A 21,117-nucleotide genomic window follows, 5' to 3' on the forward strand; every position below is an offset into this window, starting at 1 on the left:
GTTGTTGAACGAACATTGTGAACAAGGGTGCCTACAAAAGGCCAGCCCTTTTGACTGCGTGATAGCGATTCACCAACGCCACCGCAAGGTCGGCCGGTTCCACGTCGACCGACAGCGGATCGTTGCCGACCACGCGCGCAAAGGCGTCGCGGCGCGACTGCTCGAACAGGTGCGCCGCGGCCACGTCGACCGCGTCGCGCGCATGCACCAGCGGCTGATTGGCGATGCGCCCGAGCACCCGCTCGCGCAGGCTCGCGACCAGCACGAGGTGCTTGCGGCGCAGCAGCTTGATGGCGGGGCGCAGTTCGGCGGAATCTTCGTCGCGGAAATTGGTCAGCACGATGACCAGCGCGCGCCTTCTCTGCACGCGCAGCAGTTCCTGCGCGGCCAGCAGGTAGTCCGAATGGGTGGCGCCGGGCTGGATGTCGTGCAGCCGGTTCATCAACGCGTTGAGGGTGGCGGTGCCCTTGCGCGGGGCGAAGTCGCGCCGCTCCTCGGCAAGGCAGCCGAAGGTCATGGCGCCGACCTCGTCGCCCTCCTTCAGCGCCACGTAGCTCAGCAGCATCAGCGCATTGAGCGCCTCGTCGAAATGGCTGCCGGCCTGCTGCGCCAGCGCGCCTTCGTCGGCACGCATGCGGCGGCCGCAGTCGAGCAGGAACAGCACGCACTGGTCGCGATCGTCCTGGAACTCGCGCACGATCGGGCGGCGCTGGCGCTGCGTGGCCTTCCAGTCGATGTGGCGCAGCGAATCGCCGGTCTTGTAGTCGGCGAGCTGGCGGAAGTCGGTGCCGAGCCCGCGCTGCGCGTAGGTCTTGATGCCGATCTGCGCCAGCCGCCGGTCACCCGACAGCCAGGCGTAGCGCGCCAGTGCGGCGAAGTTGGGGTACACGCGCAGCCGGCGCGGCTCGCCCAGCGTCTGGCGCATGTCGAAGCAGCCGAAGCGCGTGCGCCAGCGCAGCTGGGTGGCGCCGAACTGCGCAACGCCGCGCTGCGTCGCGGTGGCGGTGTAGCGCAGCGCGATGTGCGAGAGCGCCGGCACGATGACCGTCTGGGGCAGGCCCTCGAAGGCGAAGTGCGTGTCGAGCTCGTCGAACACCGACACCTGCCAGGCCCGTGCGCCTTCGTTCACCAGCGTGAGCGTGAGCACCGTGGGCACGCCGAGCGAGAACGCACCGGGCAGCTTGCGCTCGATGCGCAGCGGCGCGGCGCGCCAAAGGCGCAGGCTGTGCCAGAGGTCGACGCCCGCAAGCACGAGCCCCGCCGCCAGCAGCGCGCCCGCCACGGCGGCGACGTATCCCACCGGCGCGCCCAGCAGCAGCGCCGCGGAGGCGGCCGCTGCCAGGCCGGCCAGCGCCAGCACGGCCGCGCGCGCGGGGATTGGCAGCAGGCGCATCAACGGAGCACCGCCCCTTCGGGAAACACCGCGGAACCGGCTTCGCCGGGCCGCAGGTGTTGCCCCCGGCAGGGGGTTGGCGAAGCGACACGAAGTGCGCGAAGCCTGGGGGGGAGTGTCATAACCTCGGGGCTTCCACGCTGTCGCGCGCGGCGCGCAGCAGGGTGTCGACGCCCAGGCCTTCGAGCTGCGCGTCGGGCGAGATCATCACGCGGTGCCGCAGCGCCGGCAGCGCCTGGCGCGCCACGTCATCGGGGGTGATGAAGTCGCGCCCGGCCATCAGCGCGGCGGCGCGGGCGGCGCGCACCAGGGCCATGGCGCCGCGCGGCCCGGCGCCGGAGGAAAGGCCCGGCCAGTCGCGCGTGGCGCGTGCGATGCGCACCGCGTAGTCGATCACGCGCTCGTCGGCCTGCACCAGGCAGGCCAGCCGCTGCAGTTCGAGCACCTGCGCCTCGTCGAGGCAGGGGCGCACGGCCTCGAGCGGAAACTGGTTGCCTGCGCGGTGCCGCGTGGTCAGCTGCACGATGGCGTTCTCTTCGCCGTGGCTCGGAAATCCGATGTCGATCTTCAGCAGGAAACGGTCGAGCTGCGCCTCGGGCAGCGGGTAGGTGCCCTCGGTGTCGATCGGGTTCTGCGTGGCCATCACCATGAAGGGCTTCGGCAGCGGCATGGCCGTGCCTTCGAGCGTGACCTGGTACTCCTGCATGACTTCGAGCAGCGCGCTCTGCGTCTTGGCGGGCGCGCGGTTGATTTCGTCGGCCAGCAGGAGGTTGGTGAACACCGGCCCCTGGTGCACGCGCAGCGTGCCGAGGCTGCTTTCGCCGCGCGTGGCGAGGTCGAGCACCGCGTGGCCCGTGATGTCGGAGGGCATCAGGTCGGGGGTGAACTGCACCCGCGCATAGCGCAGCGTCATCGCCTGTGCGAGGGCCCGCGCGAGCAGGGTCTTGCCGAGCCCCGGCACACCTTCGATCAGCACGTGGCCCGAGGCGACCAGCGCCACCAGCGTCTGGTCGACCGCCTCGATCTGGCCGACCACGGCCTGGCCGACCTCGGCGCGCAGCGTCTGCAGCCACTGGGCCGCGCGCGTGAGTTCTTCGGGTTGGATGGCTTGCATGGACGTCTCTCGGTTCAGGATGTGGAGGAAGAATCGGATGAAGGCATGAACGGCCCGTGGGCATCGAGCCGGCGGCGCGCGGTTTCCAGCACCTCCAGGTCGACCGACATGGCGCCGGCATGGCGCGCTCGCGCGGCCATCGCCCGCACGAGCATCGCGGGCTCCAGGCCGGTGGCCTGGGCGATGGCCGCGGCGCGTGCCGACGCATCGCGGCGCGCGTAGCCGCGCAGCTGGCGGCCGGCGGACTCGTGCAGCGCGCGCAGTTGCGCCGCATGCAGCGCGTCGGCGCCATGCATGTGCAGGAAGCCGGCGGTGCCGCGCACCTGCTCGGCCATGGAGCGCCGGTGCGTGCCAACCGAGGGCATCAGCGGCCCGAAGCGCATGGCCGCGCGCCAGAGCGCGGCGGCCAGCGCGAGCATGCCCACGATCAGTGCCGCCCAGCCCTTGTGCCAGAGCCAGCGCAGGAAGGGTTCGCGCGTTTCCTCGGCGACGAACCAGACTTCGGCGCCGCTGCGCGCCTGCACCGCGGCGGCGGTGAGCAGCGCGTTGTCGGCGCGTGTCAGGCCCTCGTTGTGCCACAGGCCCAGGGGCATCACGGTGACGGTCCCGCGTCCGGCCTGAACGCGGATCGCCTCGGTGCCGCGCTTGCCCGCCACCGCCCACAGCGGCGGCTGCTGCTTGTCGGCGGGCCGGTAGCGCGCCGCGGACGCCCAGGTGCAGATCCGGAAGCCGCGGCCGCCGGCGAAGCTCGCGGGCACGGTCTCGGGTTCGGTCACCGCACGGCAATCCGCGTCCCTGGCGGGTTCGGCGAATGGCGACCTGGGCAGTCTCGTCCTCGGTACGGGTGGCTCTTTCTTCTCGTCCGCCGCTGCCGGCTTTTCCTTGACCAGCGGAATCCAGCTTTCCAGCAGGTCGCTGTCGACCAGATGGCTGGGCATCACGAGGTGTCCGCCCTGCTCCACCCACTCGCGCAGGCGCCGCTCGCGCTCGGGGAACATGTCCCAGTGGCCGGAGGCGAGCACCAGCCGTGCCTGTGCGGGGGGCATGGCGTCCAGGTCGTCGCGCTTGACCACCTGCATGCCGAGTTCGCGCAGCATCGCCTGCGCCGCATAGAAGGAATTCGTCCTGGCCTCGCCGCTCGCGGGTGTCGGCACCTCGGTGTCGGCCCATTCGGTGGCCCAGACCAGCCAGAAGCCGATCAGTGCCAGCACGAGCACCGAGCCGATGCGGACCAGCCAGGCGCTCATGCGGCCACGCCTTTCGGACTGCCGGCCGGCGCGGTCGCGGGCAGGCGCAGGTCGAACTCGCTGCAGACCGCCAGCACCTGTGCGGTGGAAGGCAGCCGCCCGCCGTACGCCCCCAGTTGCCAGGCCCCGACCAGCCGCACGAAGAAAGCCTGCGAGTCAGGCGCCAGCCGGGTCGCGGAGAGCTGCATGCATTCGCCCTCGGTGCTCGCGGCCCGCACCGGCACTTCGTGCGCATGCACGAGGCGCGACAGCGCACCGCGGTACAGCAGCGACAGCGCGGGCCTGTGCTGGCCGCGCTGCCATAGCGCGGCGGCGGCATTGCCGATGTCGTCGGGCAGGCTTTCGGGCCGGATGTCGAGGCTGCCGACATGGCTGGGCAGCAGCGCCTTGCCGGGCCGCGCGCCGCCGGCACGCACCTGCATCCATCGGTGAAGGCGAATCGCCAGCCAGGCCAGCGCCAGCGCGCCCAGCCCCCACACGAGCCAGCGCGCCCCTTCGGCCGCCGCCTTCACGAAATCGCGCAGCCAGTCGAGGCTATCGGACTTCTTCTCGGCTTCGTCTTCCTCGTCGTCCCGTTCCTTGAAGCGGAGCTTCTTCTCGGTTTTGGTGCCGGGCATGTTCGGATCGGCGCGCACCTTGTCGACCGCAGCCTTCACCTGCTCGCGCGTCGGCGATGCCTCAGTTGCGGCCACGGCTGCCGGCAGCGCCCCTGCGCCCCACAACACGAGCAATGCGACGATCAACCCTCTTCCAGGGCTACCGCGGAACCGGCTTTGCCGGGCCGCTGGCATCGCCCCCTGAAAGGGGGAAGGCGCAGCGACACGAAGTGCGCGAAGCCTGGGGGTGTCACAGGAACCCACGGCGGAACTCCTGTTCGATGTCCCAGGCCTCGAGTTCCACCCGGCGGTTGAGGTACATCGCGAAACCCGCCGCCACGTAGAACGGCTCCAGCACGCCGACGACCAGCGCATAGGCCCCCGCGGTCAGCAGGCTCTGCAGCGAACTGTCCGATTGCGTGAGCCAGCCGAACAGGTCCCTCACGCTGCCTTCCGGCGCAAACCAGAACAGCAGCGACAGCAGGCAGATGTCGAGCGACATTTCCACGTTCGCGAACACCAGCTGCATTCCCGTGGCCGCGCCGCGCCGCCCGCGCAGCAGCTGCGTGCGCCGCTTGCGCCGGGCGCTGCCGCGCTGGCCTTCGAGCTGCTCGATCGCCTGGGTGAACGAGCGCCAGGGCGAGAAGCGCCGCCACACCAGCGTGCGCAGCAGCTGCCCGCCCCACACGGCGCGGCGGTTGTGCCACAGGTCGGCCCAGCGCGTCTCCTGCCCGAACACCGCGCGCGAATGAACGAACAGCAGGCTGCGGTCGAACCAGGGCTTGAGCCAGAAGATCAGCAGGCTGGGCAGCCAGCCGGCGATCTCGAACGTGCACAAGGCCAGCAGCACAGTCACCACATACACCGGCAGGAAGGTGCGCCACACCGAACGCGCATGGTTGCGCACCAGCTGGACGCCCAGGTCGGCGGCCTCGGCCATGGGGCGCGGCCGCAGTGCAATGGCGAGGCCGTCAACCTGCATGTTCATCGGCCTTTGCGACAGCAGCAGCAGCGGCGCGCGGCCGGCCTTGCCAGCCCAGGTATGCCAGCACCAGTGCCCAACAGGCGCCGCCCACGCCGTACTTCACGGCCGGCGCGATCCAGCGCGCCGACGACCAGAAAGCCTCGACCGCGGCAGCGATCAGCAGCAGCCCGATGACGCCGTAGACGATCACCACGGCATGGCGCGCGGCCAGCCGCAGGGCCTCGAGCCGCGTGTGTCTTCCGGGCGCGACCCACGAATAGCCGAGCCGCAGGCCGGCCGCGCCGGCCAGCACGATCGCCGTGAGCTCGAAGGCCGAGTGCGTGACCACGAAGGAGCAGAAGTTCCCGGCATGCCCCGAGGCGATCAGGTAGCCGCCGACCGCTCCGATCTGGACGCCGTTGAACACCACCACCGCGGCGCTGCCCACGCCGGCGAAGATGCCGGCCGCGAAGCAGCGAAAGCCGATGCCGATGTTGTGCATCACGTAGAAGCCGAACATCTGCCAGTCGTCGCTTGCATTGCGCGTGCGGCCCAGCGACTCGGCGCCATCGCCGTACATGGAATCGAACTGCCGAACGGCGCTGGCGTCGAGCAGGTGCAGGATGAAGCCGGGGTCGCGATAGGCCGCCCAGCCGGCGGCCAACAGGGGCAGCACGAACATCAGCGCCGACACCAGCAGGTAGCCGCGGTGCGCCCGCACCGCCTCGGGAAAGTCGACCAGCGCCAGCCGGGCGAAGCGTGCCAGGCCGTAGTCGTGCTGCCGGTAGATCAACCGGTGCGCGCTCTGCGTCAAGCCCTCGAGCCGCTGCGTGAGGTGGATCGGGTAGGCGCGCGCCTGCGCCAGCGCCAGGTGCTCGCACACGCGGCGGTACAGCGTGGCGAGCCGCGCGCCGTCGAATTTGCGTCGGGTCTCCGCGACGCGGACGACGGCTTCGAGTTCGGCCCACAGCGGCGCATAGGCGGCTTCGAAATCGATCGGCGTCATGGCCCTCTTCCTTCTGCTGCTCCTCGCGCATCGGCGCCGGCGCGGCGGCCCAGCACCCACTGCGCCACGCCGAGCAGGCGCTGCGACGCGGAAGCGCCGGAAGTGTCGGGGCCCAGCACCGGTTCGGCGACGCGTGCGAGTTCGTCGAAGCGCTCCGGGGTCAGGCGCGTCGCGCGCCCGGCCCACGACACGATGGCCACCTGCTCGCGCGCCGTCAACGGCCGCGCGGGCGCCTGCGGTTCGGCTGCGGGCACGCTGCCATGCAGGCTCACCTGGTCGCTGAACACCACCAGCGTGCCGGCCGCAAGATCGCCCAGCCGCTTGCTGTCGCGCCGCCACAGCATCGACACGATGCCCGCGCCATAGAAGGACGGCACGAAGTCGGCCGCGCGCAGCAGGTTGCGGGTCAGCGCGGCGGCGGGCGTCACCGGCAGGCCCGAGTCCATCACCACGCGCAGCCCCATCGCGCGCTTGCCGGGCGTGGCCGCGGCGCGCGTGAGCTCGAAGACCACCGGGTAGAGCCACTCGAGGCAGAAGTAGCTGATCAGCAGGATGCCGACACCCATCTTGCCCAGCATGCCGGCGGTGATCGAGATCGCGACGAAGATGCCGAGCCGGATCGCGAAGTCGATGAGGTACGCCAGCCCGCGCGCGACCAGGCCGGCCGGGCGCAGCGAGAGTGCGATGCCTTCCGGGGTCTCGGCGGTGTAGAGCGTGTCGAGGCGCACTGGCGTGGCGCTCAGCTCAGGCCTGCAGCACGACGGTGTCGGCGATCTGGTCGTGCAGGCAGCGGCGCGATGCACGGAAGATGAAGAGGCAGTCGACGAGCATGTAGATCGGCCCGAGCAGCGGCCAGATGCTCATCACGAACATCGGGCTGTCGCGCAGGCCGAGGATGCGGCCGATCGGCGCCTGCGTTCCGTCGGGCCGGGCAATGCGGATCCTGAACAGCGCCTTGCCGATGGTCTGGCCGCGTGTGACCAGCAGGTAGCCGTGCAGCACGAGGTAGAGAACGATGCCGGCGGCCGCATCGGCGGGCCGGGGCACCCAGAGGCCGAGGCCGTCGTCTTCCCAGAGATTGATCGGCGTGAACTTCGCGAGGAGCCAGATCGCGGCGATGGAGATGCCGCCATCGAGCATCGCGGCCAGGAAGCGCCTGCCGCGCGATGCAAGTTCTCCGGGCTGCGCCCGGCCCGGTTGCAGCACGTCCTCCACATGGGATTGCGGCGGCGCGTAGCGCGCATCCTGCGACTGGTCTTCCATGCCCGTCCCTCTCCGAAACGATTGATTTTCGGAAGATTCTAGGGCTTGGGTCCGTCAGGCGGATGACGGCGAGCGGGCTCCGAGCACGTGCTGCAGGCGGCGCAAGTCGTCGAAGAGCAGGCTCAGCGGCGCGGCCAGGAGCGCATTCGACGGCACGCTGCGCGACGCCTGCGCACAGCGGCCGAGCTCGTCGAGGTCGGGCGGGGTGCTCCTTCCCGCGAGCGCATCGGCCATGCCGGCGATGGCGGTGCCGGCAGCCTGTGCGGCTTCTCTCCACGTGGCGTCGGCCGCCGTGTCCCGCGCTTGCCGGAACACGCGGTCGAGCACCACGGCGTCCTGGAAGATGCGCGCCGCCAGCCGGGCCTTGTCGCGGTAGGGGCCGCGCGCGGTGGCATCACCGCGGCGCCACCACCGCGCCTCCAGGTCCGCGCCGTCGGCCAGCACGGCCAGCCGGCCCAGCGCGACGCGCGTGCCTGAATGGATGCGCTCCGCCTCGGCATCGGCGGGCTGCCGCGCGGCCACCATGCGCTTCGCGATGCCGTGCAGCAGCGCGGCGCAGCTCTCGTCGAAACGCGCACCCGCGTGGTATTCGGACACGACCGTGGAGACCGCCAACGCCACCCCCACCCCGATGCCGATCTGCGCCATGCGCAGCAGCGCCACCTGCAACGCCGATTGGCCGGGGATGCCGCCGGCCGACAGGATGATCAACGCAGCCACCGGCGCGCTGCGCAGGCCCGGCGCGGCCGCGCTGGCAAAGGACAGCAGCATGACGACGGCCAGCGTGCTCGCGAGCGCCGGTGTGCCGTGATGCTGCATCCAGACGCCGGCCAGGCCGCACAGCGCGCCGGCGGCCGTGCCGCGCACCCGGTTCCATCCGGCGTCGAGCGTCGAACCGGCGCTCGGGCGCATGACGATCAGCACGCTCATCACCGCCCAGAAACTTTCGGGCAGATGCAGGACGACCGCCACGCCCCAGGCGATGGCCACTGCCGCCGCCAGCTGTACGCCCGGACGCCAGCGGCCGTGGCGCCAGGGGTCCGTCAGGCGTTGGAGAGCCGGGGCGCCGATCATGACTCGGCTGCCGCTGAATCGCTGTCCAGCGCGGCTGCGATGCCATCGATGAGCCCGCAAGCCTGCAGCAGCAAGGCACGCTGGCCGACATCCAGCGTGGCGCCGATCGCCTCGGCCAGCGCCGCCTCGCGCCTGCGCATGAGCGCCTTGAGACGGCGCACGCCCTCGGCCGTGAGCGACAGCAGCCATTGGCGCCCGTCGCTCGGGTGGGGTGCGCGGCCGATCCAGCCTTCGGCTTCCAGTTCGGCCAGCAGCCGGGTCAGCGATTGGAGCTTGACGCGTTCGAGCCCCGCCAACGCGGTGGGTGTGCACGGCCCGTGCCGATGCAGCTGGCCGAGCACGCTGAGCTTGGCCACGCTCGGGCCATCGGGCCCGGCGCTGCCGCTGCGCAGCTGGCGCGACAGCAGCGACACCGAGGCGCGCAGGCGCGAGGCGCATTGCGCCGGATCCGGGATGGGGGAAGCCATGCCCGGATTGTAAGACGCATCTTTGTACTTTGGCGTCCGGGCGTCAGCCCCGGTTGGGTGATGAGTTCACGGGATACGTGACGGCGGGCGTGACGGCGGGCGCCGCGGCAGGCGGTGAAGCGACCGGCGTTTCCGCGGGTGCCGCGGCTTCGCCCTCTCCTTCCGGGCCGTCGAGGAAACGATCGAGCAGCGCGAAGAAGCGGTCGTAGAAGCGCTCGTCGGTCAGCGTCTCGCTCGCGACCTTCACCATCGCGTCGTCGCTGCTCGAGAACGGCAGCGAGAGCGAGCCGATCGCGCCCACGCCGAGGCTGGCGGAGTTGTTCACCTTCTTGATGCCGTAGCGGTCCTGCAGCGCGGTCGCGAAGGCCACGGTGCTCTTGCTGGCCTTGCCGCCCCTCGTGTTCTCGCGCGCGCAGACCACGCGGAACTCGACCTCCACGTGCACCTCGGCCGCAGGCTGGAAGCTCTTGCGCCCGGTGACGAGGTCGGTGTTGGCGGCCGTGATCATGTAGCCCTGGCTCAGCAGCGCGCGGCGCGCGGCCTCGCAGGTCTGGGCCTCGGTGGCCTCGTAGTCGCGGGTGTGGGTGGTGGTCGAGCCGAAGGCCTCGGGCTCGTACGACACGCGGTGCGAGGCGCTGCCGCAGCCGGCGAGCACGAAGGCGGACAGCAGGCCCAGCACGAGGACCGGGGCGCGGGCAAGAGAGAAGCAGGTGGGGTGCGTGGACGGCATGGAGCGGCGAATGCTAACCGGCGGCTCGCCGGCATGGCTTCGAGCGCGCCGCCCCGCTTGCGTTCCCTGCCGCGCGGGATTTTCAGGACCAGGGCAGCACGTGGTGCGCGCGCATTCGCGTCGCCGCGATCAGGCGCGCGTTGGGTGCGTCGGTGCTCGCCACCCAGGCGCGCGCTTCCTCGGCGCTGCGGCCGAACTGCTGGTGGCGCCGCACCAGGCGCTCTTCGCGCACCGCGTCGTCGATGTCCACGTACCAGACCTCGTCGAGCATCGCCGCCGCGCCGGCCCAGGGGCCGTCGTCGTGCAGCAGGTAGTTGCCTTCGGTGATGACCAGCTGCGTCGACGGCAGCACGGCAATGGCGCCGGCGATCGGCTCCTCGATCTCGCGGCGGAACTCGGGCGCGTAGACGATGCCGCCGTCGGGCCGCTGCTCGCGCAGGCGCTGCAGCAGCGCAACATAACCGGCGCTGTCGAAGGTGTCGGGGGCGCCCTTGCGGGCAGCGCGGCCGAGCCGCTGCAGCTCGACGTTGGCCAGGTGGAAGCCGTCCATGGGGACGACCTGGGCGCGGTCGGCGCCCACCGAGCGGAGCAGTGCTGCAGCTAGCGTGGACTTGCCTGCGCCCGGCGCGCCGACGAGGCCCAACAGCTTGCGCCGCCCGCTGGCCATGAGAGCCTGCAGACGGGCCAGGCCATCCGCGGGAAGGGAAGGGAGGTTCTGCGCGGGCACGGTGGTCATGCCCCGAGCGTACTGCCTCTTCCTGTCAAAAAATCATGGGTACAGACCGCGTTCCTGGCGTGCCATGAGGATTCGTTCGCAGGCCACCGCATAGGTGGCCGTGCGCAGCGTGATCTTGTGCTTGTCCGCCGTGTCCCAGATGTGGTTGAGCGCGTTCATCATGATGCGGTCGAGGCGCACGTTGATCTCGTCCTCGTCCCAGAAGAAGGACGAGAAGTCCTGCACCCATTCGAAGTAGCTCACCGTCACGCCGCCGGCGTTGCAGATCACGTCGGGCACCACCAGCACGCCGCGCTCGGCGAGGATGTCGTCGGCGATCGGCACCGTGGGGCCGTTGGCGCCTTCGAGCACCAGCTTGGCGGTGGTCTTCTGTGCGCGTTCGGCCGTGAGCTGGCCTTCGAGCGCGGCCGGGATCAGGATGTCGCAGGGCGTTTCCCAGAAGTCCTCGTTCGGCACGATGTCGCCGCCGGCCTTGAAGCCGACCACGCCGTCGGTGCGCGAGATGGGCACCAGCTTGGCCAGGTCGAGGCCGTTGCTGTTGACGATGGTGCCGGTGTGGTCCTGCACCGCAACGATCTTGGCGCCGGCTTCGGCGAAGAGTTCCGCCGCGACCGAGCCCACGTTGCCGAAGCCCTGCACCGCGATGCGCGCGCCGCGCAGGTCCATGCCCAGTCGGCGAGCGGCTTCACGGCCGGTGACGAACACGCCGCGGCCGGTGGCCTTCACGCGGCCCAGCGAACCGCCCAGGTGCAGCGGCTTGCCGGTGACGACGCCGGTGGCGGTGCCGCCGACGTTCATCGAGTAGGTGTCCATCATCCACGCCATGATCTGCGCGTTGGTGTTCACGTCGGGCGCGGGGATGTCGGTGTGCGGGCCGATGATGATGCCGATCTCGCTGGTGTAGCGGCGCGTGACCTTCTCCAGCTCCTGCAGCGAGAGCTTCTTCGGGTCGACGCGGATGCCGCCCTTGGCGCCGCCGTACGGCAGGTTGACGGCCGCGGTCTTGATGGTCATCCAGGCCGACAGCGCCATCACCTCTTCCAGCGTGACGTCGGGATGGAAGCGCACGCCGCCCTTGCCCGGGCCGCGGCTCATGTTGTGCTGAACGCGGTAGCCCTCGAAGTGGGCAATGGTGCCGTCGTCCATCTCGATCGGCACGTCGACGATCAGCGCGCGCTTGGGGCGCTTGAGTGTCTCGACCCAGCGGGCCAGCGGGCCGAGGTACGGCACGACGCGGTCGACCTGCGAAAGATACGTGCCCCACGGGCTGTTGGCGGTCGGGCTGACGAAGGAGAGTTTTTCGCTCATGGGATATCCCTTGGTTTGTTCGGGTGGGCGCAACGATAGACCTCTACCGCGCGTCGCGCCATGGCTTATGCGCGCCGCGCTGACGGTTATGCAAGAGACGTTGGGACCACGCATTGCGCCGATGTAATCGCGGCGTGCGGCACCTGACGGCCTGCCTCCCTAGATTCGACCGGCATGCCGGCCCAGGCCTGGCATGGCTGGCGCCATGTCGGCGACGGCGAACAACCAAGGGACATCCATCACCATGCTGCACCGCACACTTCTCTTTCCCCTTCTCGCCGTGGCCGTTTCGGCCGCCGCGCTGGCGCCCCTGGCCGCTTCGGCCGCGAGCGAATACCACTTCGCGCCGACCGAGGCCGGCGTGACGCGCCACCCCGACCACGCCAGGCTGGATCCGTCGCGCGATCGCGTCGTCGCCGAACTGGAGACGGCGCGCAACCAGCCCGCATGGAGCGCCGTGAGCCAGGGCGCACCCTGGCCCGTGGCGCGCACCGGCCAGCCCGCCACGCGCGAAGCCGTGGAGGCCGAGGCCATCAAGGCCATGCGGGAGGGAACGATTCCGTCCGGCGAGCGATAGGCACCGCGGCTCATCGACCCCGCAGATGCGGCGCGTTGGGTAGGCAAGGGTAGGCCGCCGGCAACTCCCTGGTTCTATTTCCTATGGCCAGCACCCATAGGCCGCATCTTCTGCAAGAAATTGACATTCGAGCCGGATAATCCTCCGATGCTCGACCTGGACCGCATCGATCTCCGGCTGCTGAAGATCCTTCAGGAGGATGGCCGCATCACCAACCTCAAGTTGGCCGAGGCGGTGGCGCTCTCGCCCACCGCGGTGCTGGCGCGGGTGCAGCGGCTCACGCGCGACGGCTTCATCCTGGGCTACGAGGCGCGGCTCGATCCGCACAAGCTGGGCCGCGGCTTCACCGTCTTCGTCGAGGTGCTGCTCGACCGCACCACCCCCAACGTGTTCGACCAGTTCAAGGCGGCCGTGCAGGTGCGCGACGAGATCATGGAATGCCACATGGTCGCGGGCGGCTTCGACTACCTGCTCAAGACCCGCATGGCCGACATGGCCGCCTACCGCGAGTTCGCCGGCACCGTGCTGTGGCAGCTGCCGGGCGTGCGCGAGACGCGGACCTATGCGGTGATGGAAGAAGTGAAAAGCAGCGCGCGCCTGCCGCTGGGGATCTGAAGCACGGGCCGGTCAGGCCGGCTTGCCGTACGAGCGGCCGCCGAAAATGGCCGTGCCGACGCGCACCATCGTGCTGCCGGCGCTGATCGCTGCTTCAAGATCGGCGCTCATGCCGAGCGACAGCGTATCTAGCGCGATGCCCGCGTCGCGGATCGACTGGTACACCGCATGCGCGCGCAGGCACAACGCGCGCTGCGCTTCGAAATCGGCCGCCGGCTCGGGGATCGCCATGAGCCCGCGCAGCCGCAGATGTGGCAAGACCGCCACAGCGCGCGCCAGCGCGAGCGCCTCTTCGGGCGGCACGCCGGACTTGTTCGCGCCGCCGTCCACATTAACCTGAAGGCATACATCGAGCGGCGGCAAGTGCGCCGGCCGCTGGGCAGAAAGTCGCTCGGCGATCTTCAGCCGGTCGATGCTGTGGACCCAGTCGAAGTGCTCGGCCACGGGCCGCGTCTTGTTGCTTTGCAGGGGGCCGATGCAGTGCCACTCGAGGGAAGCGCGCAGGTCGGCGAGGGCTTCGATCTTGTCCAGGCCTTCCTGCACGTAGTTCTCGCCGAAGGCCGACTGGCCCGCCGCATGCGCCTCGCGCACGGCCTGCGGCCCGAAGGTCTTGGACACCGCCAGCAGCCTCACCTCGGCGGGCGCGCGGCCGGCCGTTACACATGCCTTTGCGATCCGGTTGTTTACTTGCTGGAGGTCGTCGCCAATCATCGTCATAATCGTCCAAAATCGTATCAAAACGTCACCAGAACCGAGCCGAGGAGCCCCGTGGACATCACCCAATTGCTGGCGTTCAGCGTCAAGAACAAAGCCTCCGACCTGCACCTTTCCGCAGGGCTGCCGCCCATGATCCGCGTCAACGGCGACGTGCGCCGCATCAACGTCGATGCGCTCGATCACAAGGGCGTTCACGCCATGGTGTACGACATCATGAGCGACACGCACCGCAAGCACTACGAAGAGTTCCTGGAGGTCGACTTCTCCTTCGAGATCGACGGCCTCGCGCGCTTCCGCGTGAATGCCTTCAACCAGGCGCGCGGCGCGGCCGCGGTGTTCCGGACCATTCCCTCGAAGATCCTGACGCTGGAGCAGCTCAATGCGCCGAAGATTTTCGGCGAACTCGCCCTCAAGCCGCGCGGACTGGTGCTGGTGACGGGCCCCACGGGCTCGGGCAAGTCGACCACGCTGGCGGCCATGGTCAACTACCTCAACGAAAACGAGTACGGCCACATCCTCACGGTGGAAGACCCGATCGAGTTCGTGCACGAATCGAAGAAGTGCCTGATCAACCAGCGCGAAGTGGGGCCGATGACGCTGTCGTTCTCGAACGCGCTGCGCTCCGCACTGCGCGAAGACCCCGACGCCATCCTGGTGGGCGAGCTGCGCGACCTGGAAACTATTCGCCTCGCCATGACGGCGGCCGAGACGGGCCACCTGGTGTTCGGCACGCTGCACACCTCGTCGGCGGCCAAGACCATCGACCGGATCATCGACGTGTTCCCCGGCGAGGAAAAGGAAATGATCCGCGCCATGCTGTCGGAGTCGCTGCAGGCCGTGATCTCGCAGACGCTGTGCAAGACCAAGGACGGCCAGGGCCGCGTGGCGGCGCACGAGATCATGCTGGGCACGCCGGCCATCCGCAACCTGATCCGCGAGGCCAAGGTCGCGCAGATGTACTCCACCATCCAGACCGGCCAGGGCTCGGGCATGCAGACGCTCGACCAGAACCTGACGGAACTGGTGCGCCGCAATACCATCTCGGCTGCAGAAGCCCGCGGCAAGGCGAAGATCCCAGAGAACTTCCCAGGCTAGCCATGAAGCCCCCCGGCTTTTCACTTCGCTGCGCTGCGTGTAACTCCACCCCCCAAGGGGGAGGCGCGGCCGCCTTGGGGCGGCCCGGCGGTCGGCCGCCGGCAGCATCAAACTAAACAGATCAAGGAGCGCTCTCATGGAACGCGATCAAGCCAGCCAGTTCATCAACGACCTGCTCAAGCTCATGGTGAGCCGCAGCGGCAGCGACCTGTTCATCACCGCCGACTTTCCGCCGGCCATCAAGGTCGACGGCAAGGTCACCAAGGTGTCGCAGCAGGCGCTGGGTGCGCAGCACACGCTGGCGCTCACGCGCTCGATCATGAACGACCGCCAGACGGCGGAGTTCGAGCGCACCAAGGAGTGCAACTTCGCGATCTCGCCGACCGGCATCGGCCGCTTCCGCGTGAACGCCTTCGTGCAGCAGGGCAAGGTCGGCATGGTGATGCGGACCATCCCCGCCAAGCTGCCGACCATCGACGGGCTGGGCATGCCGCAGATCCTGAAGGATGTGTCGATGACCAAGCGCGGCCTGTGCATCCTGGTGGGCGCCACCGGCTCGGGCAAGTCGACCACGCTGGCCGCGATGATCGACTGGCGCAACGAAAATTCGTACGGCCACATCGTCACGGTGGAGGACCCGGTCGAGTTCGTGCACCCGCACAAGAACTGCGTGGTGACGCAGCGCGAGGTGGGTATCGACACCGACAGCTGGGAAGCCGCGCTGAAGAACACGCTGCGCCAGGCGCCCGACGTGATCCTGATGGGCGAAATCCGCGACCGCGAGACCATGGAACACGCGGTGGCCTTCGCCGAAACCGGCCACCTGTGCATGGCCACACTGCACGCCAACAGCGCCAACCAGGCGCTGGACCGGATCATCAACTTCTTCCCCGAAGAGCGCCGCGCGCAGCTGCTGATGGACCTGTCGCTGAACCTGCGCTCGCTGGTGTCGCAGCGCCTGGTGCCCACCGAGGACGGCACGGGCCGCGTGGCGGCGGTGGAAGTGCTGCTGAACACGCCGCTGATTTCCGACCTGATCTTCAAGGGCGAGGTGGGCGAGATCAAGGAGATCATGCGCAAGAGCCGCAATCTGGGCATGCAGACCTTCGACCAGGCGCTGTTCGACCTGTTCGAGAGCCACTCGATCAACTTCGAGGACGCGATCCGCAACGCCGACTCGGCGAACGACCTGCGGCTGCAGATCAAGCTCAACAGCCAGCGCGCGCGCAGCACCGACCTGTCGGCGGGCACGGAGCACTTCGCAATTGTGTAAGGGCTCGCCCCCAGGCTTCGCGCACTTCGTGTCGCTTCGCCTTCCCCCTACCGGGGGCGACACCTGCAGCCCGGCGAAGCCGGTTCTGCGGTGTCTCGCGATTGGAGCGCGCGGGTTTCATGCCTGAGGGGATCGGCTTTCTTTGGCTTTAAGCTGTGGCCATGAGCAGCATCAACCCCCGCACCTACGAATCCGTTCCCGCCCAGACGGTGGCCTTCCTCGGCCTCGGCGTCATGGGCGGGCCCATGGCCGGACACCTGGCCAAGGCCGGCCATACAGTCACGGTCTACAACCGCACGCCCGCCAAGGCGCAGGCCTGGGCCGCCGAATTCGGCGCACCCGGGCGCCACGCCCCGACGCCGCGCGAAGCCGCGGCCGGCGCCGACATCGTGTTCTGCTGCGTCGGCAACGACGACGACCTGCGCTCCGTGGTGCTGGGCGACGACGGCGCTTTCGCCGGCATGAAGAAGGGCGCAGTGTTGGTCGACCACACCACCGCCTCGGCCGACGTGGCGCGCGAGCTCTCCAAGGCCGCTCAGGCGCTGGGCCTGCACTTCATCGACGCGCCCGTCTCGGGCGGACAAGCCGGCGCGCAGAACGGCGCGCTCACCGTGATGTGCGGTGGCGATGCGGCTGTGTTCGAGCGCATCAGGCCGGTGGCCATGGCGTTCTCGCGCGCGGTCACGCTGCTGGGCGACAGCGGCGCCGGCCAGCTCGCCAAGATGGTGAACCAGATCGCCATCGCGGGCCTGGTGCAGGGCCTGTCGGAAGCCATCGCCTTCGGCCAGCGCGCGGGGCTCGACATGGAGGCGGTGCTCGGCGTCATCAGCAAGGGCGCAGCCCAGAGCTGGCAGATGGAAAACCGCGGCAAGACCATGATCGAAGGCAAGTTCGACTACGGCTTCGCCGTCGACTGGATGCGCAAGGACCTGGGCCTGGTGCTCGACGAAGCCAAGCGCAACGGCGCGCGCGTGCCGGTGACGGCGCTCGTCGACCAGTTCTACGCCGACGTGCAGCAGGCCGGCGGGCGGCGCTGGGACACGTCGAGCCTCATCATCCGATTGAAATAGGCTCGCCCCCAGGCTGCGCGCACTTCGTGTCGCTTCGCCTTCCCCCTACCGGGGGCAACACCTGCGGCCCGGCGAAGCCGGTTCCGCAGCGTTCCACGAAAAATGCCTGCAACGAGCAGCGGGCATTCTTGGTTCGGCGCTCGTTCTTCAGCGGATCGGCGACGTCGTCGCGCCGCTTGCGGGCAGCGGCTCCATCGGCGGCAGCGGCACGCGCGAGCTGGAGGAAGAAGGCGCTGGCGACGGCGAAGGCGCGGACGGCGTTGCCGAGGTCACCGGCGCCGGCCCCGTGCCGCCGCGCTGCGCCGCAGCCTGGTTTGCCGCCTGGCTGGCCGCCAGATCCGCCTCGCTCACGACCTCGACCACGCGCACGACCTTCACCACGCCCGAGACGCCGCGCGTGATGTCGGTGGCGCGGTCGGTTTCGCGCCGCGTCGCGATGCCCATCAGGTAGACCACGCCGCGCTCGGTCACCACCTTGAAGGAATTGGCGAAGATGTCCTTGGCGTCGAGCAGCGAGGCCTTCACCTTGCCGGTGATGTAGAGGTCGTTCGAGCGGTCCTGGAAGGTGCTCGAGGAGCCGACGGTCAGCTCGTTCACCACCGAGCGCACGTTCACGATGCGGCTCACCTCCTCCTCGACGCGGCGGCGGTCGGCTTCGCTGCCCACGGCGCCGGTCAGCAGCACCTGGCGGTTGTAGCTGGTGACGCTCACGTACATCTGGTCGTTGGCGATGTCGCGCACGCGGGCCGCGGCGCGCAACTCGATGCCCTGGTCGTCCAGCTGCGCGCCGGAGCTGCGGCGGTCGGTGGCCACCATGCCCACGCCCATCACGGCCGCACCGCCCACGACGAGCGGCACGCAGGCGGAAAGGCCGGCGGCCAGCGCGGCACCCAGGGTGAGGGCCAGGGCGAAACGCCGGGTCGATGATGTCATCGTCATGGTCGTCATGGTCATGAGGAAGCTTCCTGTTCTCCGAGTAACTGGGCATCCACGCCGTCGCACAGGCAATGCAGCGCGATCTGGTGGATTTCGTGGATGCGCGCCGCACGCTCGTGCGGCACGCTGATCTGGACATCGGTCTCGCGCAGCGCACGGCCGATGGCGCCGCCCGAACCGCTGCTGCCCGCAGCCGGCGCCGAGGGCGCCCCCGAGACGGCGTTGCCGAGCAGCGCGACCACGGTCATGTCGCGTTCGTGCGCGGCTGCCACCGCGGCAAGCACCGACGCCGACTGTCCGCTGGCGCTCAACGCCAGCAGCACGTCGCCGGCCTGGCCGAGCGCGCGCACCTGGCGGGCGAAGCGGTCGACGTCGGTCGCGCTCGCGCTGTCGGCCTCGGGGTCGGTGGTGTCCCCGGGCAGCGCGATGGCGCCGAGCTCGGGCCGCTCGCGTTCGAAGCGGCCCACGAACTGCGCGGCGAACTGGGCCGCCAGCAGCCCCGACACGCCAGCACCGCAGGCGAGCACCTTGCCGCCGCTGGTCACGCACGCCAGGATGGCCTGCATCGCTTGAGAGATGGGTTTGCTGAGGACCGGTCCGGTCTGGTACTTGAGGTCGGCACTGTCGATGAAGTGCTGCTGAATCCGTTGCTCGAGCATGAGGCGGGATGATAACTGGGGGTTGTGAAACAAGACGTTTTGGAATGCCCCACCCCGAATCTCCGCGCACTTCGCGTCACTTGCGGGTGCCCGGCATGGGATGGGTTGCTCCACGGGTGTTCGATTGGATCAACTCGCGTCGAAGGCGCCCGGGAGCCAGGTGATTGTCTCTTCGACCAGCACCACGTCGAAACGGCATGGCGGTACCGTGCGCAGCCGGCTCAGGTAATGCTGCGCGGCGAACACGATGCGTCGCTGCTTCAGTCCGGTGATGCTGCCGCCCGCGCCGCCGTGCGTGCCGGTGCTGCGCTGGCGGACCTCGATGAACACCAGGGTGCCCTGCGGCGAATGGCGCGGATCGCGCATGATCAGGTCGATCTCACCGCCGCCGCGCCCGGGCGTCCGATAATTGCGCGCGACCAGCACGAGGCCGGCGTCCTGCAGATGGTCGAGCGCGGCGTCTTCCGCCGCATCGCCGCGATGCTTCGTTGTGGTGTCTGTCTTCATGGCTCCCTGCCTGCAATCTTCTTGTTCGTTCTGACGGAGAAACCCCTTGGCTTCACTCGCCCCTGCTTCATTCGGCGCCGCCCTCGCGGCCGCGCGCGACGCCGCGGGTGCGCAGCATTATCCGCAGGGCACGCTCTACGTGGTCGCCACGCCCATCGGCAACCTGGCCGACATCACGCTGCGCGCGCTGCATGTGCTGCAGCTGGTGGACGCCATCGCCTGCGAGGACACGCGCCACACGCAAAGCCTGCTGCGCGCCTACGGCATCGACCGCCCCGGCGCACAACTGCTGGCGGTGCACCAGCACAACGAGGCCGAGGCCGCACAGGCCGTGGTCGCGCGGCTCGCGCAGGGCGAGCGCATCGCCTACGTCAGCGACGCCGGCACGCCCGGCGTGAGCGACCCCGGCGCGCGGCTCGCTGCGGCCGTGCGCGCGGCCGGGCGGCGCGTGCTGCCGCTGCCCGGTGCGAGCAGCGTGACCACCCTGGTGGGCGCGGCGGGCCTGGTGGCCGAAGGCGGCGACGCCAACGCCAGCAGCAGTGCCTTCGTCTTCGCGGGCTTCCTGCCGAGCAAGGCCGGCGAGCGCGACACGGCCGTGCAGGCGCTGTCGCAAGAGCCGCGCGCCGTGGTACTGCTCGAAGCACCGCACCGCATCGAGAACCTCGCGCGCGCACTGGCCACGCTGGGCGAGCGCCGCATCACCGTGGGCCGCGAGCTCACCAAGCAGTTCGAGGAAATCGCAACGGTGGCGGCCAGCACCCTGCCCGACTGGTTCGGCGCCGACCGCGACCGCATTCGCGGCGAGTTCGCGCTGGTGCTGCACCCGGTGGCGGTGAGCGGCGACGGCGGCGCGGAAGGCGAACGCGTGCTGCGCCTGTTGATGGCGGAACTGCCGGTGAAAACGGCGGTGAAGCTGGCTGCAGAGATCAGCGGCGCGCCGCGCAACACGCTGTATGAATTGGCGCTGCGCATACGCAACGAGGCCGGGGAAGGCTAGCCGTCCAATTCAGGGTAGCGCCTGAAGATGCCGTCCTCGTTGAACGCGACGCGGCGCGGGCTCTGCAGGTAGTCGTGCACGCGCTGCCGCCGCCTGACGTTGGCATGCAGCTTCTCGACCGCGGGCGTTGCAGCCAGCGCCCGCGCCGTGGCCTTCGGGAACGCGTAGTGCAGACCGTCCACCAGCTGGAACAGCGACAGGTCCGCGTAGGTCAGCACGTCGCCCACCAGGTGCAGGCTGCCCGCCGGGTTGCGCTGCAGCACGCGCTCGAACCAGTTCAGGAACTTGGGGATGCGCTCGTTGCGAAAGGCCTGTGCGCGCAGCACGGCCGCGTCGCGCTGGTCTTCGTAGTAGGCGCCGGTCGAGATCGGATGGTGCGTGTCGTGCGCCTCGGCGACCACGTCGGCAATGGTGAGCTGCAGCTGGTGCGTCCACAGGCCGTCTGATTCGCCCACGCCCGACAGCCCGAGCCGGGGCCCGAGGTAGAGCAGGATCGCGGCCGTCTGTCCGACCACGATGTCGCCGTCGACGAGGAAGGGCGGCGCGAACGCGGGCCGCGCGCTGTCGGGGTCGCCCAGCCGCCGGCCCAGCGCGGACTCGCCGCCGCCCTCGGCTTCAGGCAGGCGCGCCACGTCGACGTAGTCGGCACCGGCCGCCTCGAGCGCGAGCCGCACGAATTCGCCGCGGCCCTGGATGGTGGGCCAGTAATGCAGTTGATAGGGCATGCGGGCATGGTGTCATGAGGCCGGGGCGGTTGCAATCGCGCCCGCCGG

At 69.7% G+C, this 21,117-nt stretch carries 24 protein-coding genes; 6 read left to right on the forward strand and 18 right to left on the reverse strand.

Going from position 1 to position 21,117, the window contains the following annotated elements:
- Positions 1 to 31: 31 nt before the first annotated feature.
- The 13 genes from ACCD11_RS07245 to ACCD11_RS07305 form a co-directional block, all read right to left on the reverse strand.
- Positions 32 to 1,393 (reverse strand): DUF58 domain-containing protein, encoded by a 1,362-nt coding sequence (locus ACCD11_RS07245; protein WP_413313240.1) that lies wholly within the window; start codon positions 1,391 to 1,393, stop codon positions 32 to 34.
- Between the two features lie 118 nt (positions 1,394 to 1,511).
- A complete protein-coding gene (locus ACCD11_RS07250) occupies positions 1,512 to 2,507 on the reverse strand; it encodes an AAA family ATPase (protein ID WP_007833282.1) in 996 nt (331 codons plus the stop codon).
- 14 nt (positions 2,508 to 2,521) lie between these two features.
- A complete protein-coding gene (locus ACCD11_RS07255; protein ID WP_413313242.1) occupies positions 2,522 to 3,754 on the reverse strand; it encodes a DUF4350 domain-containing protein in 1,233 nt (410 codons plus the stop codon).
- Positions 3,751 to 4,497, reverse strand: coding sequence for a DUF4129 domain-containing protein (locus ACCD11_RS07260; RefSeq protein ID WP_413313243.1), 747 nt, complete (start codon positions 4,495 to 4,497; stop codon positions 3,751 to 3,753). The genes ACCD11_RS07255 and ACCD11_RS07260 overlap by 4 nt, the downstream gene beginning before the upstream one ends.
- A 103-nt stretch (positions 4,498 to 4,600) precedes the next feature.
- The gene (locus ACCD11_RS07265; protein ID WP_413313245.1) at positions 4,601 to 5,338 is read right to left on the reverse strand and encodes a hypothetical protein; all 738 of its coding nucleotides are present in this window, start codon (positions 5,336 to 5,338) and stop codon (positions 4,601 to 4,603) included.
- Entirely contained in the window at positions 5,322 to 6,320 is a 999-nt protein-coding gene (locus tag ACCD11_RS07270) for a stage II sporulation protein M (protein ID WP_413313247.1), read from the reverse strand. Before ACCD11_RS07270 ends, ACCD11_RS07265 begins: the two co-directional genes overlap by 17 nt.
- Positions 6,317 to 7,048: an RDD family protein gene (locus ACCD11_RS07275; protein ID WP_413313248.1), complete on the reverse strand. Its 732-nt coding sequence runs from the start codon at positions 7,046 to 7,048 to the stop codon at positions 6,317 to 6,319. The genes ACCD11_RS07270 and ACCD11_RS07275 overlap by 4 nt, the downstream gene beginning before the upstream one ends.
- Before the next feature lie 16 nt (positions 7,049 to 7,064).
- Complete coding sequence (locus ACCD11_RS07280) at positions 7,065 to 7,583, reverse strand: RDD family protein (protein WP_007833288.1); 519 nt, start codon at positions 7,581 to 7,583, stop codon at positions 7,065 to 7,067.
- Between the two features lie 54 nt (positions 7,584 to 7,637).
- The gene (locus ACCD11_RS07285) at positions 7,638 to 8,657 is read right to left on the reverse strand and encodes an FUSC family protein (RefSeq protein ID WP_413313250.1); all 1,020 of its coding nucleotides are present in this window, start codon (positions 8,655 to 8,657) and stop codon (positions 7,638 to 7,640) included.
- Positions 8,654 to 9,124: a MarR family winged helix-turn-helix transcriptional regulator gene (locus ACCD11_RS07290; protein WP_413313252.1), complete on the reverse strand. Its 471-nt coding sequence runs from the start codon at positions 9,122 to 9,124 to the stop codon at positions 8,654 to 8,656. The genes ACCD11_RS07285 and ACCD11_RS07290 overlap by 4 nt, the downstream gene beginning before the upstream one ends.
- A 43-nt stretch (positions 9,125 to 9,167) precedes the next feature.
- Positions 9,168 to 9,854, reverse strand: a complete 687-nt coding sequence (locus ACCD11_RS07295; protein WP_413313253.1) for a DUF2242 domain-containing protein — start codon at positions 9,852 to 9,854, stop codon at positions 9,168 to 9,170.
- Between the two features lie 82 nt (positions 9,855 to 9,936).
- Positions 9,937 to 10,590: a nucleoside/nucleotide kinase family protein gene (locus ACCD11_RS07300; protein ID WP_413313255.1), complete on the reverse strand. Its 654-nt coding sequence runs from the start codon at positions 10,588 to 10,590 to the stop codon at positions 9,937 to 9,939.
- Between the two features lie 33 nt (positions 10,591 to 10,623).
- Positions 10,624 to 11,898 (reverse strand): Glu/Leu/Phe/Val family dehydrogenase, encoded by a 1,275-nt coding sequence (locus ACCD11_RS07305; RefSeq protein WP_007833298.1) that lies wholly within the window; start codon positions 11,896 to 11,898, stop codon positions 10,624 to 10,626.
- Between the two features lie 244 nt (positions 11,899 to 12,142).
- Here ACCD11_RS07305 and ACCD11_RS07310 point away from each other — a divergent pair, with 244 nt between their 5' ends.
- Both ACCD11_RS07310 and ACCD11_RS07315 read left to right on the forward strand, forming a co-directional pair.
- Positions 12,143 to 12,475 (forward strand): DUF4148 domain-containing protein, encoded by a 333-nt coding sequence (locus ACCD11_RS07310; RefSeq protein ID WP_413313256.1) that lies wholly within the window; start codon positions 12,143 to 12,145, stop codon positions 12,473 to 12,475.
- A gap of 147 nt (positions 12,476 to 12,622) precedes the next feature.
- Complete coding sequence (locus ACCD11_RS07315) at positions 12,623 to 13,090, forward strand: Lrp/AsnC ligand binding domain-containing protein (protein WP_007833308.1); 468 nt, start codon at positions 12,623 to 12,625, stop codon at positions 13,088 to 13,090.
- 12 nt (positions 13,091 to 13,102) lie between these two features.
- Here ACCD11_RS07315 and ACCD11_RS07320 read toward each other — a convergent pair whose 3' ends face one another.
- Positions 13,103 to 13,807, reverse strand: a complete 705-nt coding sequence (locus tag ACCD11_RS07320; RefSeq protein ID WP_007833309.1) for a YggS family pyridoxal phosphate-dependent enzyme — start codon at positions 13,805 to 13,807, stop codon at positions 13,103 to 13,105.
- A 51-nt stretch (positions 13,808 to 13,858) separates the two neighbouring features.
- On the opposite strand from ACCD11_RS07320, the gene ACCD11_RS07325 reads away from it, so the two are divergent.
- The 3 genes from ACCD11_RS07325 (at position 13,859) to ACCD11_RS07335 (ending at position 17,245) form a co-directional block, all read left to right on the forward strand.
- Complete coding sequence (locus tag ACCD11_RS07325) at positions 13,859 to 14,902, forward strand: type IV pilus twitching motility protein PilT (RefSeq protein ID WP_007833310.1); 1,044 nt, start codon at positions 13,859 to 13,861, stop codon at positions 14,900 to 14,902.
- A 136-nt stretch (positions 14,903 to 15,038) separates the two neighbouring features.
- Positions 15,039 to 16,175: a PilT/PilU family type 4a pilus ATPase gene (locus ACCD11_RS07330; RefSeq protein WP_007833325.1), complete on the forward strand. Its 1,137-nt coding sequence runs from the start codon at positions 15,039 to 15,041 to the stop codon at positions 16,173 to 16,175.
- 161 nt (positions 16,176 to 16,336) lie between these two features.
- Positions 16,337 to 17,245 carry an NAD(P)-dependent oxidoreductase gene (locus ACCD11_RS07335; protein WP_042673388.1) on the forward strand — a complete coding sequence of 303 codons (909 nt, stop codon included), beginning with the start codon at positions 16,337 to 16,339 and terminating at the stop codon, positions 17,243 to 17,245.
- 147 nt (positions 17,246 to 17,392) lie between these two features.
- Here ACCD11_RS07335 and ACCD11_RS07340 read toward each other — a convergent pair whose 3' ends face one another.
- From ACCD11_RS07340 to ACCD11_RS07350, 3 genes are all read right to left on the reverse strand, one after another.
- On the reverse strand, positions 17,393 to 18,199 hold the full coding sequence (locus ACCD11_RS07340; RefSeq protein ID WP_413313258.1) for a BON domain-containing protein: 807 nt from the start codon (positions 18,197 to 18,199) through the stop codon (positions 17,393 to 17,395).
- Entirely contained in the window at positions 18,196 to 18,840 is a 645-nt protein-coding gene (locus ACCD11_RS07345) for an SIS domain-containing protein (RefSeq protein WP_007837337.1), read from the reverse strand. Before ACCD11_RS07345 ends, ACCD11_RS07340 begins: the two co-directional genes overlap by 4 nt.
- 129 nt (positions 18,841 to 18,969) lie before the next feature.
- Complete coding sequence (locus tag ACCD11_RS07350) at positions 18,970 to 19,347, reverse strand: YraN family protein (RefSeq protein ID WP_413313260.1); 378 nt, start codon at positions 19,345 to 19,347, stop codon at positions 18,970 to 18,972.
- A gap of 46 nt (positions 19,348 to 19,393) precedes the next feature.
- Here ACCD11_RS07350 and rsmI point away from each other — a divergent pair, with 46 nt between their 5' ends.
- Complete coding sequence (gene rsmI / locus ACCD11_RS07355; protein WP_413313262.1) at positions 19,394 to 20,344, forward strand: 16S rRNA (cytidine(1402)-2'-O)-methyltransferase; 951 nt, start codon at positions 19,394 to 19,396, stop codon at positions 20,342 to 20,344.
- Here the strand turns inward: rsmI and ACCD11_RS07360 are convergent.
- Positions 20,341 to 21,069, reverse strand: a complete 729-nt coding sequence (locus ACCD11_RS07360; RefSeq protein WP_413313264.1) for a glutathione S-transferase — start codon at positions 21,067 to 21,069, stop codon at positions 20,341 to 20,343. The two genes, rsmI and ACCD11_RS07360, sit on opposite strands and share 4 nt — an antisense overlap.
- Between the last annotated feature and the right edge of the window lie 48 nt (positions 21,070 to 21,117).

It is taken from the genome of Variovorax sp. Varisp36 (assembly GCF_047304235.1).
Taxonomy (GTDB): Bacteria; Pseudomonadota; Gammaproteobacteria; order Burkholderiales; family Burkholderiaceae_C; genus Variovorax.